The organism is Gordonia humi (genome assembly GCF_014197435.1).
Lineage (GTDB): Bacteria > Actinomycetota > Actinomycetes > Mycobacteriales > Mycobacteriaceae > Gordonia > Gordonia humi.
Genome location: NZ_JACIFP010000001.1, coordinates 3,532,563 through 3,546,424, shown reverse-complemented (window position 1 = coordinate 3,546,424; position 13,862 = coordinate 3,532,563). Strand labels below are relative to the sequence as shown.

Here is a 13,862-nt window from a genome sequence, read left to right as displayed (position 1 = left end):
TCGTGACGGACGGTGGTTCCACACGATTCTTCGCGTGGGGAGCCGGGCCTTCGCCTGCGGTGTCGGAGCACGGGCCGGCGCCGGTGAGCGACAGGCCGACCGCATCATCGGTATGGTCGATCCCATGACAGTCGATCTGACGTCGAACAACGGAATCACCATGCCCGCTCTGGGATTCGGCGTCTTCCAATCGCCGCCGGAGGAGACGGTCGCCGCCGTCGAGGCTGCGCTGACGACGGGTTACCGGCATATAGACACGGCCGCGGCGTACGGCAATGAGCGTGAGGTGGGGGACTTCACCAACCCGCGCCGAGCCGCTTCGACACCACCGTCGCCGCGTACCGCGCACTCGAGACATTGCTCGCCGACGGTCGCGTGCGATCGATCGGTGTCAGCAATTTCATGCCCGATCACCTCGAACGGCTGCTCGGCGGGACCGACGTCGTACCCGCGGTGAACCAGATCGAATTGCACCCGTACTTCACCCAACCCGCGGTGCAGGCCGCCGACGCGACGCACGGAGTCCTCACTCAGGCGTGGTCGCCGATCGGCGGCATCACCTTCTATCCGGGACGGGCGAGGATCGCCGCAACGTGATGGCCGACCCGACCGTGCACGAGATCGCCGACGCACACGGGAAGACCCCGGCTCAGGCGATGCTGCGCCGGCATCTGCAGCGCGGCCGGTCGGCGATTCCGAAGTCGGTGACGCCCAGCCGCATCGCCGAGAACTTCGATGTGTTCGACTTCGCGCTGACCGCCGAGGAACTCGACCGCCTCGACGCGCTCGACACCGGGGTGCGCAACGGGCCGGATCCGGACGTCCACCGGGAAGAGGCGTTCGCGCGCGTCATCGCCGAGGCCTGACGTCGGGACGGGCCGCGAAGCCGCGGCGCCGCCGACTCAGAACAGCCGCATTCCGTCGTCGGCGTCGGGCTCCTCGAGATCGAGGAGGATTCGTTTACGGGCGAGTCCGCCGCCGAATCCCGTGAGCGAACCGTCGGCGCCGACGACGCGGTGACACGGCAGGACGATCGGGATCGGGTTGCGCCCGACGGACTGGCCGACGCGCTGGGCCAGTCGTCGGTCTCCGAGACGTTCTCCGAGGTCACCGTAGGTGACCGTGGTGCCGCACGGGATGTCGGCGAGCGCATGCCAGACGGCGGTGTCGAACTCGTTGCCGTCGGTGCGCAGCGGGAGGTCGAACGCCGTCCGATCGCCGTCGAAGTACTCGCGCAACTGGTGCCGCGTGGCGGCGAGCACGGGGTCGTCGTCGGCGGCGAGCGGTCCGCGAGCGGACTCGCCGACCGAATGGGCGGCGAAGACGACCCGCACGAGTTCGTCGCCGTCGGCGATCAGGAGCACGTCGTCGACCGGTGACGCGATCACCGTATGGCGCGGTCCGCGCGGACGCACGGTCATCGGCTCGCTACCGCGGTGTCGACGGCCTGCACCTCGATCTCGGCGGATGCCGCGATGGCGGCCAGTGCGCCGTCGATCAGCTGGAGGTCGCGTAGGACGAGCTGACGCGGGGTGAGTCGTCCGTGATCGTCGAGGACGGCGGCGACTCGCTCGAACTTCGACGCCGATCGCACGTAGACGCGACGCGATCGGTGCTCGGAGAGTCCTTCGGAGAGTTCGGCGATCGAGGAGTTCATGGCGCGAGCGGCCTCGTCGAGCCGCTCGCCCGACACGCCGTCGACGCCGTCGCACCACCGCGCGTCGGCCACCAGATCGCGCGCGTACGAGTGCGCGGCATTCGCGGCCGCCCACCACTGCTGTTTCACGCCGCCGAACGTTCCGGGCACACGGAGCATCGCGCGACTCGGCGAGGTCGCGGCCTCCAGTGCTTGGAAGGCGACGTCGAGATCACGGGACGCGGACTCCAGACGGTGGTAGTCCTCGTCCTCCCGCACCACACGCGCCGTCGCCGACACCATCGCCGACATCGCGTCGAGGAACTCCCGCGTGGCCACGCGGACCACTCGGCTGGTGCGCAACGGGAGCACGAAGATCACCGTGACCACCGCGGCCGCGGCGCCGACGAGCGTCTCGACCACCCGCATCTCGAGCAGATCCGCGGAGAACTCCGCCAACTGCACGTACAGCTGGGCGACCAGAATCGTGATCGACATGGCGAAGAAGGCGTAGCTGATACGCATCATGTAGATGCCGATGAACAGCGACACGAGGATCACCGCGATCGACAGCGGTACGTTCTCTCCGACGAGGTGCGCCAGGATCGCGCCGACGATCACACCGAGGACGGTGCCGATGACACGGAACGCTCCCTTGCGGACCTGTTCGGCCGCATTGTTCGCGCCCATGAAGGTCACGAATGTCGCCAGGACCGCCCAGTAGAAGCGGTCGTGTGAGATCAGTGTGCCGACGACGACGGAGATCGCGGCCGCGACCGTCATCTGGATTCCGGCGCGCACCGACGGATCCAGGCGCGCCGTGACCGACTGCGCGGCCTTCTCCTTCGACGCGGTAGCGCTGACCGCGGACGAGCCGGGCAGCCAGCCGGCGACCAGTGCGACCGACGCCTCGAAGCGTTCCTGCTCGGGGACGTCGTGGGCCTTGAGCCGCTCCCAGTACGGCTCGAATCGCTGCCGACCGATCGCCGAGACGACGCGTCCGTAGTCGCTGACCGACGTCGCGAAGCGGTGGAGTACCACCAGGACGTCGTCACTGACGCTCGTGCGCACCGCGTCGTCGCGCAGCCGCTCGCGGAGCCGACATCCCAGGCGTTCGATGACGTCGCCGTCACGGTGGCCGATGGCGACCATGGCCTCACGGACCTGATCGCGGATCCGATCCGGAACCTGCGAGATGGCGATCGACCGGGCGAAGCGAGCCGCGTTCGCCAGCGCGAGTTCGGCGTTGAACACGTGACCGTGGATCTCGGCGGCGGTGGTACCGACCGGCAGACGCGGGTTCTCGGCGAGTTGGGCGTCGATCATCAACGCGGTCTCGTTGAGCCGGATCAGCTTCCGGTGCTGCCGCACGCGGAGCCGCTGCGTGTTCGGATGGTCGAGAACATCGACTGTCGCGGCCGCGACCCCGTCTGCGCGGCCGAGGAACGACGATCGCAGACGCTGAACCGCCGACCACCGACTCGGATAGAAGAGCACGAGCTGCGCCACGATGGCGACGGCTCCGCCGATGGCGAGTTCCGCGGCGATCCAGCCGATGCCGCTCACATCGGTCAGCCGAGCCAGGAAGAAGCCCAGAAAATTGCCCATGAAGAGGCCCTGCCCGAGTACGAAGCCCCACGCGCCGAAGCGGCGGAGGAAGCCCGCGCCGCCGAGCGCGGCGACCATCACGATCAGCGCGACCACCTTGACGTGTTCGAGCGCGAGTCCGGCCACGACGCCGACGAACATGGCGCACGGCAGCAGTGCCAGTCCCAGGAGGCCGTCGCGGATCGAACCGAACATCGGTCCGGCGAAGCTGGAGACCATCACGACCATCGCACCGGCCATCATGCCCATCACACCGGCGGCGCGGTTCTCCATGGCGGCCGTGGCCGAATCACCGGAGATCGTGAGCGGGTGCGCGACCCGAGCGAAGATCCATTCGGCGAGAATGACTGCCGCCACGGACACCACGATCTGCACGGCCGTGCGCAGACGAGTCAGTCCCGGGTCGGACGCGACAAAGCGGTTGAACCACTCGCCGAAGGTCTGGCGAGTGCGTCCCGCCGTTGTCAGTGGTGCCGCGGACTGTACGGAAACGGTGGGAGTCTGAGCCATTTGATCACCGATTTTATCAGCACGCCCGAACCGATTTATCTGTGACGGACGGTATCGACATTGTTGGCCGAGGCGTGCATGATGGCGGTATGAACTTCTCTGACACGACCGCGTCCGCCGGTGCCTGGGTTCTGGAGAACGGTCATCGCGCACTGTTGGCGGTGACCGGTGGACGATTCCCCAAGAAGCTCCTCGGCATGGAGACGATCGAACTGCACACCGTGGGCCGCACGTCGGGGCAGCGCCGCTCGTCGATGCTGACGGCGCCGATCTTCGAACGCGACAGGATCGTCGTCGTCGCATCCAAGGGCGGTCATTCCGACCACCCCGACTGGTATAAGAACCTCGTCGCGAATCCCGATGTCGAGGTGACCTTCCGGGAGACGACCACACCGTGGACGGCCGTGACCGCAGACGCCGACGCGAAGGCCGCACTGTGGCCGACCGTGGTGAAAGTCAACCCCGGCTACGACGGCTACCAGCGCAAGACCGACCGCGACATCCCCGTCGTGGTCCTCACCCCGCGGCGCTGACCGGCCTACTTCGCGCCGATCAGGACGCCGCTGCGCGCCACGTCCGGATCGGTGCACGATGAGAGGTCGAAGCAGCACGGGCGTCGTTTGCCGTCGCGCAGTTTCGACACACCGACCTCGACGCGGCGAGCGCGGGTCTGCGCGTTCTTCGTCGCCTGAACCCAGCGGACCCACTCCCAGCGGGCCATCGGAGTGATCTCGTTCCAGAGACCGGCGATGTCCGGCGCCGCGTCGAGGGCGGACCGGAGGTCGTCGGGCACCGTCGGTTCGGGCCACTGCTTGGTCGGGGCGAGTGCCGCCGTCACCGTCGTGCCCGCGTCGACGGCGTGCCCGTCGAGCCGGATCCAGTGGCCGCGGTTGCCGTCGGGTTCGACGACGGTCTCGAACCGCGTCTCGTTCACAACAGCGGTCGCAGCAACCTGTCCGCGCGAGGGCAGTTCGGTACTCGCGTCGGCGGGCAGCCGGACGAGGCGTCGGCCGTTGATCTCCTCGACCTGTCCGGTGAACTCCACGGTCATGTTCTTCCTTACCTTTCTGCCAGTGGCGCGTCGTCGACGTCGACTCTATGTGTCGCCGGTGACGGACGACTTCTCGAAACCTGATCGTTCTACAGTGGATCCATGACCACCACCGATGACGTCGTCGAACAGATCCTCGCCTCCTACGACACGATCACGGTCGTCGGAGCCAGCGCCGACACGAATAAGGCCGCGAACGAGGTCCCGGCGTATATGAAGAGCGCCGGGTGGCGGATCATCCCGGTGAACCCGCGCGCCGACGAGATCGTCGGCGAGACGGTGTACCGCAGTCTCGCCGACATTCCCGAACAGGTCGGGTTGGTGGACGTGTTCCGGCCGTCGGCCGACTGCGCCGAGATCGCCCGCCAGGCGGTGGCCGCCGGTGCGACCGCGCTCTGGCTGCAGTTGGGCATCGTCAGCGCGCAGGCCCGCGAGATCGCCGAGTCGGCCGGTCTGCTGTACGTCGAGGACCGCTGCCTGATCATCGAGCAGAGGCGAACAGGTATCCGTAAGACGTAGTGCTGCGTGGCAGGTTCGGTCGTCGGCCGCGTCGGAGGGAGCGTCGCGTGCTGTGCGATACGCGCCGGGTACCGCCCACGCTGTCCACGAGTGAGCAACTCGCGCGGCACCCCGGGGCGCCCAGTCGACGAGTTCCGAACCGACCGTCGGCCGGCTGCTGTCGGGCACAGGTGAAGGTATGACGACAACCATGCCTTCACTTACTAAATAAGTGAAGGCATGGTTGTCGTCATACCTTCCGTATCGACGTGACATGCAACGGTCCTGGGTGGCGCGGGCTGTGCGTATCGCCGTCGGACTCAGACGGACACCGGTTCGGGTTTCGCGATCGGTTCGGGCTCCGCCGGATCGTGGTCGTCGACCATGAGCGACTCGTCGAAGGGATCGTCGCCGTCGAGAACGCGCCGTGCCTGGTCGTGATCGACGGTCTTGGTCCAAGTCCCGACGAGGAGCGTGGCGATCGCGTTCCCCGAGAAGTTGGTCAACGCGCGCGCCTCCGACATGAAGCGGTCGATGCCCACGATCACCCCGACGCCGTCGAGGAGCTCGGGCCGGTGGCTCTGCAGCCCGCCCGCCAGGGTGGCGAGTCCGGCGCCGGTGACGCCGGCGGCGCCCTTGGACGCGATCATCATGAACAGCAGCAGCGAGAACTGCTCGCCGTAGTTCAGCGGTGCGCCCATCGCGTCGGCGACGAACAGCGAGGCCATCGTCAGGTAGATGGCGGTGCCGTCGAGATTGAACGAGTAGCCGGTCGGGACCACGATGCCGACGGTCGACTTCTGCACGCCCGCATGCTCCATCTTTGCGATGAGTCGAGGCAGAGCCGCCTCACTCGACGATGTCGCGACGATCAGCAGGTACTCGCGAGCCAGGTAGCGAGCCAGTTTGAACACCGACAGGTGTGCGACGAACCGCAGCAGACTGCCGAGCACGACGAAGACGAACAGGATGCACGTGATGTAGAAGGCGAGCATGAGCAGACCGAGCTGCTTCACGGCGTCGAATCCGGTGGAGCCGACCACGGCGGCCATCGCGCCGAACGCGCCGATCGGAGCCAGCCAGAGGATCATCACGAGCACCCGGAAGACGAGCTTCTGGATCAGGGCGACACCGCGCAGGATCGGCTCGCCCGCATCGCCGACGGCCTGCAGCGCGAAGCCGACCAGAAGCGCGATGAACAGGGTCTGCAGCACACTGCCCGACGTCAGCGCGGACAGCATCGAGTCGGGCACGATGCCCTTGATGAAGCCCCACGTGCCGCCGCCCTCGTGCGCCTGCTCGGCGTACTCGGCGCCCGATCCCGCGGTCACGTGCAGGCCGGTACCCGGTTTGAGGACGTTGCCGACGAGGACTCCGATGCCGAGTGCGAAGGTCGACATCACGATGAAGTACACGAGAGCGAGACCGCCGATGCGGCCGACGCTCGCGGCCTTGCGCACGGAGCCGATGCCCAGCACGATGGTGCAGAAGATGACCGGCGAGATCATCATCTTGATCAGATTGACGAAGATCTCGCCCAGCGGCTTGAGGTCCTTGCCGACCTCCGGCCACACCATTCCGACGATGACGCCGGCGATCACCGCGACGATGACGGCGATGTAGAGGAAGTGCGTGCGGTCGCGTCTGCGGCCTGTCGCACCGGGGTGCGACGCTGTATTCGACGATGATGTCACTGCAGGTCTCCTTCGACTCTCGTGCGGCGAATACGAGAATCATGAGCGTGCATGTGATCGGGAGCACTCTTGTGTTCATTCTGTACACGGGGAAGGCAGGGCGATGAACGTCGAACAGCGGCATCGGCGACGATGGCGTCCGGCCGTGTCGACCCAGGTGTTCGCCGCCCAAGTGGCCCTGCTCGTGGTGGTCGCGGTGTTGGGCGCGGTCGCGGCGGTCTGGCATGAGCGGTCGCGCACCGACGACGACGCGCGTGAGCGCACGGTGGCGGTCGCCGTGTCGATCGCTCAGGCCCCGTCGACGCGCGACGCACTGCGATCGGCCGATCCGACCGCGCGTCTGCTGCCGACGACCGACGCCGTCTCCCGAGCGTCCGGTATGGACTTCATCGTGGTGATGGCGCCGGACCGGACCCGATACACGCACTCCGACCGCGCGCGGATCGGCGGCAAGTTCACCGGCACCATCGATCGGGCACTGCGCGGGGAGACCTTCACCGAGACCTACACCGGTAGCCTCGGACCGTCGATCCGAGCGGTGACGCCGGTGCGCGACGACGACGGCCGGATCGTCGGACTGGTGTCGGCCGGCGTCACGCGCGAGCATCTGTCCGACCAGGTGCGAGGCAGTCTTCCCGCGGTGATCGCGGTGGTGCTGATCGGACTCGCGGCGGCCGTCGCGTCGTCGCTCGGACTCGAACGCCGACTGCGCCGGCAGACGCTCGGCCTCACGCCGGACGCGCTCCGCGAACTGTACGAACACCACGACGCGGTGCTGCACGCGATCGCCGAGGGCATGATCGTCTTCGACGACGCCGCACCCGACGGTCCAGCCGCCGTCGTCAACGACGAAGCGCGTCGCCTGCTGCATCTGCCGGACGGGCCGATCATGCGTGCCGACCTCCCGGCGTCGCTACGCGGCGACGACGACCTCGTCGACGAGATCCACCTGTCGGGAAGTCGAGTTCTGGTGGCCAGTCGGCAGGCGGTGTCCGGCGGCACCGGTCGGCTCGGCACCGTGCTGACCATCCGCGATCGGACGCAGTTGCAGGATGTGCTCGGTGAACTCGACGCCGTGCGGTCGCTCGCGAACGCTCTGAGTGCTCAGGCACACGAGCACGCCAACCGCATGCACTCGGTGGTGACGATGATCGAGTTGGGTCGGCGCGACGACGCGGTCGACTTCGCCACCCAGCAGCTGACGACATCGCAGGGCGTCGTCGAGCAATTGGCGTCCGCCGCCGATCCGGCGGTCACCGCGCTGTTGGTCGCGAAGATCTCCGAGGCGGCAGCCGTCGGGGTTGAGGTGACGGTGGCGGCCGGAGCCGACCTTGTGGGCGGGCCGTTGACGCCGGCCGAATCTCTCACGGCGGTAGGCAATCTCGTCGACAACGCGGTGGACGCCGCGGGGCCCGGCGGCTGGGTCGAGGTCGACGCCGGACCGACTGGAGACCGGTCGTGGTCGCTGCGCGTGGCCGACAGCGGGCCGGGCATGGACGACGACGAGTTCGCTCGGTCGCGGGCGCGCGGATACACCACCAAGGACCGCGGCGATCGGGTGCACGGGCGAGGGCTCGGGCTCGCCCTGCTCGGGCAACTGGCGGACAGGCGCGGCGGTACGCTGACCGTGCATCGGGACCCGTCGACGGTCGAACTGGTGTTGCCGGTGCGCGGGGAGGAGGATCGATGGGCATCCGAGTCCTGATCGTCGAGGACGAGCCGCGCATCGCGGCCGCGCACGCCGAGTACGTCCGGCGGGTCCCGGGATTCGACGTCGTGACCGCGGTCGGAACCGGAGCGGAGGCGATCGACGGGGTCCGCCGCGCCGCGCAGGGACCGGCACCCATCGACCTGCTCCTGGTCGACGTCGGACTCCCCGACATGAGCGGTCTGGAGGTGGCCGGAGCAGTGACCCGGATGACGCCGCGACCGGACGTCATCATGGTGACCTCGGCCCGCGACGTCGACACCGTCCGAACCTCCGTTGCGCGCGGGGCCCTCCTGTACCTGATCAAGCCGTTCGCATTCGCCGCGTTCTCGGCCAAACTCGAGCACTACCGGGAGTACCGGCGCATGCTCGACGGCGCCGACGCGGAGCAGGCTCAAGTCGATGCGGCGCTCGCCGCGCTGCGCGAACCCGCGGCGGGTCCGGCGACGCCGAAGGGTATCGCCGCGCCGACCCTCGAACTGATCACCGCGACCCTGCGTGAGTCTCCGGAAGCGTTGAGCGCCAATGAGATCGCTCAACGAACCGGGGTGTCACGGGTGACGGCCTGGCGGTACCTGGAACGCCTCGCCGACGATCGCGTCTGCGAGCGCGTACCCGACTACGGTGGGCGCGGCAGACCGCAGAACCGATACCGCTGGCGGTGAGCGACGTGCTCGGCGACGGGTGCAACCGAAGGACGGGTGCAACGGAAGGGGGACACCGGTGACGGCGTCCCCCTTCCGCACTGCGTGTTCGGGCTACTCGCGCCGGTCGTCCGGATACGGAGGCGGCGGCGGGTACTGACCCGGCTGCTGACCGTAGCCGCCGTACTGCTGCGGCGGCTGGTCGTACGGCTGCGACGGATCGAACTGGTGCGGGTACTGCTGGGGACCGGTCGGCGGGCTCTGCGGCGGCATCTGCTGCGTCTGACCGGTCGCGGGCTGCGAGTACGCCTGCGTCTGGGGCTGCTGCTGGGCCGCGGCGGCGTGCTGACCACGACCGCCCGCGGCGGCGGCTTGCTGCTTCCGTTCGGCGCGACGAGCCGGGATCTCCTCGGCGACCTTGTCGAGCGCGGTCTCCCAGCGGGCCTGCATCGGTCGGATCAGACCGCCGCCGACACCGACGACGATCACGCCGCCGATGGTCGCCAGAACGGCCACGAGAACCGGTGTGGTGACCGTCGTCGCGACGCCGATCTGATTAAGAGCCGCGATGATTCCGGCGCCCCAGATGAGGACCGAGACGATCGTCGCGATCATCGGGCCGTACGACGCTCCGCCGAGTGCGCCGCGAATCAGTTCACTGACCGCGCGGGCGATCGCGGCGACGATCACGATGATCAGAATCGCGACGAACAACTTGGGCAGCCACGACACGAATCGGGTCAACAGATCGCTGATCGGATTGGGTCCGAATACGCCGATCGCCAATTGCAACGTGATCAGAAGAATCGCGTAATAGACGACCTTGGCGAGGAGCGATACGGCGTCGTAATCGCTTTTAGCGAGCATCGTCGACAGGCCGCTGCGCTGGGTCAATCGATCGAATCCGACCTTGCGAAGAACGGCGGTGACGATCTTGGCGAGGATCTTCGCGACGATCCAGCCGATCAGTCCGATCACTAGGAATGCGACGAGCTTCGGTACGAAATTCGCTACCGACGACCAGGCGTCGGATATTCCCGCACCGTAGTCGATCGCGATCGTGGTGGCCATATGTGTCTCCCTCCTCGGCTGACGCGAGAGCGTCAGTGTTTGCGGCCGTAAGGCGTTGGTAACGCATATACGGGTCCGGCGCGACATGAATGGAGGGGAGTGTCGTGAGAAAAGCGTTATGAGGTGGGAATTCCCCTGTATAACGATTATATAACGGGGATTCTCGCTAAAAGTAGAAGTCGACCTATTGGGGCCGTTCGACGGCAATGGCGGCGAATGGGAGATTCTCCGCCATTCGCTTCACGGCGCGGGGTCGGTCAGATTGCTCAGCTCGCGGCGAAGTGCCGGGTCAACTCGCCGATGATCCGATCCCAGAGTGGTTCCGGAAGGTCGTGCGCCATACCGTCGACCATGACGAGACGAGCGTCCGAGACGGACCGGGCGACGGCGCGCGCACCGGACGCGCGCATCAGCTTGTCGTGCGTGCCGTGCAGTACCAGGGTGCGCGCACCGATCAGCTCGTCGTGCCCGACGAGCGACCCGGACGCCAGGATCGCGGCGAACTGCCGAGCGACGCCGATCGGGTAGTAGCAGCGGTCGAAGTATTCGGTGGCGCGGGCGAGGGCGGTCTCGGCGGCAGGCGGGTAGACAGGGCTGCCGATGACACCGCTGACCGCGACGGAGTTCGCGATGATCTCCTCCCGACCGGCGCCTTTGGGTGGCGGCGACAGCAGTGCGAGGAGCTGGCGCGGTCCGGGCGGCGGGAGGAATGCGCGGTTGTTGCTCGACATGATCACCGTCGCGGACAGCGTGCGATCGGCGTGGTCGGCGGCGAAGACCTGAGCGATCATGCCGCCCATCGACGCGCCGACGATGTGCGCCCGGTCGATGCCGAGGTGATCGAGGACCCCTGCCGCGTCGTTCGCCAGATCGGTCAGCGTGTAGGCCGATCCCGCGGCGGGCAGACCGACGAAGAACTTGAGCAGCTTCAGTGGAAGCGGCCCGCCTCCCGAACGCGCGCCGTCGAACTTGGTCGACAGGCCGCTGTCGCGGTTGTCGAATCGGATCACGCGGTATCCGGCAGCGGCGATCTGCTCGCAGAACTCCGTCCGCCACAAGACCATCTGGGCACCGAGTCCCATGATCAGGAGGACCGCAGGATCGTCGGGCGAACCGAACTCGTCGTAGAACAGGTCGACGTCGCCGACGGTCGCCGTGCCTTCGCGGATAGCCATGAGGTCCATCATGGCCTACCGGTGCGCAGGACGCGGTGGTGGACGCCGATACCGTGCGAAGATGGGGTGATGGAGTACAGCGAGGTCGTCAGGACGACGTTCGCGGCGCGCGAGTTCACCGATGATCCGGTGTCGGACGAGGCCCTGCTCGGCGTTCTCGACACCGCCCGCTTCGCGCCCAGCGGTGGCAACCGGCAGGGGGCGCACATCGTGATCGTCCGCGACGAGGACACGAAGCGGGCGCTGGCGGATCTGAGCAGGACGGGTGCGCGCCGGTATCTGGCGCAGAAGGCGGCGGGGGAGAATCCGTGGAATCCGGTGCACCCCACCGCGGTCACCGCCGACGAACTCGACGACGTCGTCGGTGTCGACTCCTTCGTCCGGCCGCTCGCCGTCGCACCGGTCCTGCTCGTGGTGACGATCGACCTCGCCGTGGTCGCCGCGACCGATCAGGACCTCGAGCGGATCGGTGTGGTGCCCGGTGGTTCGATCTATCCGCTCGTCTGGAACATCCTGACCGGCGCGCGTGCGCACGGACTCGGCGGGACCATCACCACGATGGCCTCGGCGGAGGAGCCCGCCGTTCGGGAACTGCTCGCGATTCCCGAGCACCACGCCGTCGCCGCGGTGCTGCCGATCGGGCGGCCCGTGAAGCAGCTCACCAGACTCTCACGAGCGGCCGTCGCCGATTTCGTCACCGCCGAGCGGTTCGACGGCCGGCCGTTCGGCGCGCAGTGACCACCGCGCTCGTCGAGGTCGTGTCGGCCGTCGCCGATGTCGCCGCCACGCGGTCGAGAACGGCGAAGACGCACGTGCTGGCGCGTCTGCTGATCGCCGCCGGCTCGGACGATGTGGTCGCCGTGGTCGGCCTCGTGCTCGGCAGACCGGTCCAAGGGCGTCTGAGAGTCGGCTGGCGGACACTGGACCGGATCCGGCCCGAGCCCGCGGCGTCGGCACGGCTGACCGTCGGCGATGTCGATGCGGCGTTCACCGTCCTGGCCGCGAGCACGGGTCCGGGATCGGCCGCTCGGCGAACCGAGATCCTGACCGGCCTCTTGCGAGCGGCGACCGCAGACGAGCAGGACTACCTCGTGCGCGTGATGATCGGGGAGATGCGGACGGGCGCACTCGACGGCGTCGTCGTCGACGCGGCGGCGATCGCGGCGGACCTTCCCAAGGCGACGGTCCGACGTGCGGCCATGCTCACCGGTGACCTCGGTCGAACGGTGCGAGCGGTGATCGACGGCGACGATCTGAGCGGTGTCGGACTCACGCCCGGAGTCGCCGTGCAGCCGATGCTCGCGGCGACGGCGTCCACGGCGGCCGAGGCGATCCGGACCGCGGGCGCGTCGTCGGTGGAGTTCAAGCTCGACGGAGCCCGGCTGCAGATACATCGTGTCGGGGGGACCGTCACCGCCTACACCCGCAGCCTGGCCGACATCACGGCCCGCGTGCCCGACGTCGTCGACGTGGTGCGAGGTCTGCCCGGGGACGATCTGGTCCTCGACGGCGAGACCCTGGCCCTCGACGAAGACGGCGCGGCCCGCCCCTTCCAGGACACGATGAGCAGCTTCGGAGACGCGGGGGAGAACGCCCTGACCGTCTGGTTCTTCGACGTGCTGTACGCCGACGGACGCTCGCTCGTCGACGAGCCGCTGAGCGTACGGCGGGAGATCCTCGCGTCGACGGTCGGTGCCCGCCTGATCCCCGGACAGGTCGTCCCGGCCGATGACGGCGCGGCCGCGCAGACGGTGCTCGACGACGCGCTCGCCGCCGGCAACGAAGGAATCGTCGTCAAGGCGCTCGATTCGACGTACGCGGCGGGCCGACGAGGTGCGCACTGGATCAAGGTGAAGCCCGTCTACACCTACGACCTGGTGGTGCTGGCCGTCGAACGCGGATCCGGTCGTCGGTCGGGATGGTTGTCGAACATCCACCTCGGCGCGCGTGATCCCGACGGCGAATACGGCGAGCCGGGCGGATTCGTGATGGTGGGCAAGACGTTCAAAGGGCTGACCGATGATCTGCTGCGCTGGCAGACCGAGCACTTTCCGACGATCGCCGAGCACGACGACGGCCACGTGCTCCGACTGCGGCCGGAGACCGTCGTCGAGATCGCCGTCGACGGTGTGCAGCGGTCGACGCGCTATCCCGGAGGCGCAGCCCTGCGATTCGCCCGGGTCAAGCGGTACCGCACCGGCGTCGATGCGAAGAGCCCGAGCGAGGCGGACACCATCTCGACGATTCGCGGACTGCTGCGCTGAGGA

At 68.0% G+C, this 13,862-nt stretch carries 12 protein-coding genes and 1 pseudogene; 7 read left to right on the top strand and 6 right to left on the bottom strand.

Going from position 1 to position 13,862, the window contains the following annotated elements; translation table 11 throughout:
- Positions 1-124: 124 nt before the first annotated feature.
- Positions 125-866: pseudogene (locus BKA16_RS16305) on the top strand (aldo/keto reductase).
- Between the two features lie 36 nt (positions 867-902).
- Here the strand turns inward: BKA16_RS16305 and BKA16_RS16300 are convergent.
- Together BKA16_RS16300 and BKA16_RS16295 are read right to left on the bottom strand one after the other, a co-directional pair.
- The gene (locus BKA16_RS16300; RefSeq protein ID WP_183371671.1) at positions 903-1,421 is read right to left on the bottom strand and encodes a methylated-DNA--[protein]-cysteine S-methyltransferase; all 519 of its coding nucleotides are present in this window, start codon (positions 1,419-1,421) and stop codon (positions 903-905) included.
- Positions 1,418-3,754, bottom strand: a complete 2,337-nt coding sequence (locus tag BKA16_RS16295; RefSeq protein ID WP_183371670.1) for an FUSC family protein — start codon at positions 3,752-3,754, stop codon at positions 1,418-1,420. The genes BKA16_RS16300 and BKA16_RS16295 overlap by 4 nt, the downstream gene beginning before the upstream one ends.
- 89 nt (positions 3,755-3,843) lie before the next feature.
- Here BKA16_RS16295 and BKA16_RS16290 point away from each other — a divergent pair, with 89 nt between their 5' ends.
- A complete protein-coding gene (locus tag BKA16_RS16290) occupies positions 3,844-4,287 on the top strand; it encodes a nitroreductase/quinone reductase family protein (protein ID WP_183371669.1) in 444 nt (147 codons plus the stop codon).
- Positions 4,288-4,292: 5 nt separating this feature from the next.
- Here the strand turns inward: BKA16_RS16290 and BKA16_RS16285 are convergent, their stop codons facing one another.
- On the bottom strand, positions 4,293-4,805 hold the full coding sequence (locus tag BKA16_RS16285) for a YdeI/OmpD-associated family protein (protein WP_183371668.1): 513 nt from the start codon (positions 4,803-4,805) through the stop codon (positions 4,293-4,295).
- Between the two features lie 102 nt (positions 4,806-4,907).
- On the opposite strand from BKA16_RS16285, the gene BKA16_RS16280 reads away from it, so the two are divergent.
- Positions 4,908-5,324 (top strand): CoA-binding protein, encoded by a 417-nt coding sequence (locus BKA16_RS16280; RefSeq protein WP_183371667.1) that lies wholly within the window; start codon positions 4,908-4,910, stop codon positions 5,322-5,324.
- A 299-nt stretch (positions 5,325-5,623) separates the two neighbouring features.
- Here BKA16_RS16280 and BKA16_RS16275 read toward each other — a convergent pair whose 3' ends face one another.
- Positions 5,624-6,997 (bottom strand): cation:dicarboxylate symporter family transporter, encoded by a 1,374-nt coding sequence (locus BKA16_RS16275; RefSeq protein ID WP_183371666.1) that lies wholly within the window; start codon positions 6,995-6,997, stop codon positions 5,624-5,626.
- 103 nt (positions 6,998-7,100) lie between these two features.
- On the opposite strand from BKA16_RS16275, the gene BKA16_RS16270 reads away from it, so the two are divergent.
- Together BKA16_RS16270 and BKA16_RS16265 are read left to right on the top strand one after the other, a co-directional pair.
- Positions 7,101-8,702 (top strand): sensor histidine kinase, encoded by a 1,602-nt coding sequence (locus BKA16_RS16270; protein ID WP_183371665.1) that lies wholly within the window; start codon positions 7,101-7,103, stop codon positions 8,700-8,702.
- Positions 8,684-9,370, top strand: a complete 687-nt coding sequence (locus BKA16_RS16265; protein ID WP_183371664.1) for a response regulator — start codon at positions 8,684-8,686, stop codon at positions 9,368-9,370. The genes BKA16_RS16270 and BKA16_RS16265 overlap by 19 nt, the downstream gene beginning before the upstream one ends.
- Positions 9,371-9,463: 93 nt before the next feature.
- Here the strand turns inward: BKA16_RS16265 and BKA16_RS16260 are convergent, their stop codons facing one another.
- Positions 9,464-10,420: a mechanosensitive ion channel family protein gene (locus BKA16_RS16260; RefSeq protein WP_183371663.1), complete on the bottom strand. Its 957-nt coding sequence runs from the start codon at positions 10,418-10,420 to the stop codon at positions 9,464-9,466.
- 266 nt (positions 10,421-10,686) lie between these two features.
- On the bottom strand, positions 10,687-11,589 hold the full coding sequence (locus BKA16_RS16255; protein WP_343067613.1) for an alpha/beta fold hydrolase: 903 nt from the start codon (positions 11,587-11,589) through the stop codon (positions 10,687-10,689).
- Positions 11,590-11,664: 75 nt separating this feature from the next.
- Here BKA16_RS16255 and BKA16_RS16250 point away from each other — a divergent pair, with 75 nt between their 5' ends.
- Together BKA16_RS16250 and BKA16_RS16245 are read left to right on the top strand one after the other, a co-directional pair.
- Positions 11,665-12,333, top strand: coding sequence for a nitroreductase family protein (locus BKA16_RS16250; RefSeq protein WP_183371661.1), 669 nt, complete (start codon positions 11,665-11,667; stop codon positions 12,331-12,333).
- Positions 12,330-13,859, top strand: a complete 1,530-nt coding sequence (locus tag BKA16_RS16245; RefSeq protein ID WP_343067469.1) for an ATP-dependent DNA ligase — start codon at positions 12,330-12,332, stop codon at positions 13,857-13,859. The genes BKA16_RS16250 and BKA16_RS16245 overlap by 4 nt, the downstream gene beginning before the upstream one ends.
- The last annotated feature ends 3 nt before the right edge of the window (positions 13,860-13,862 follow it).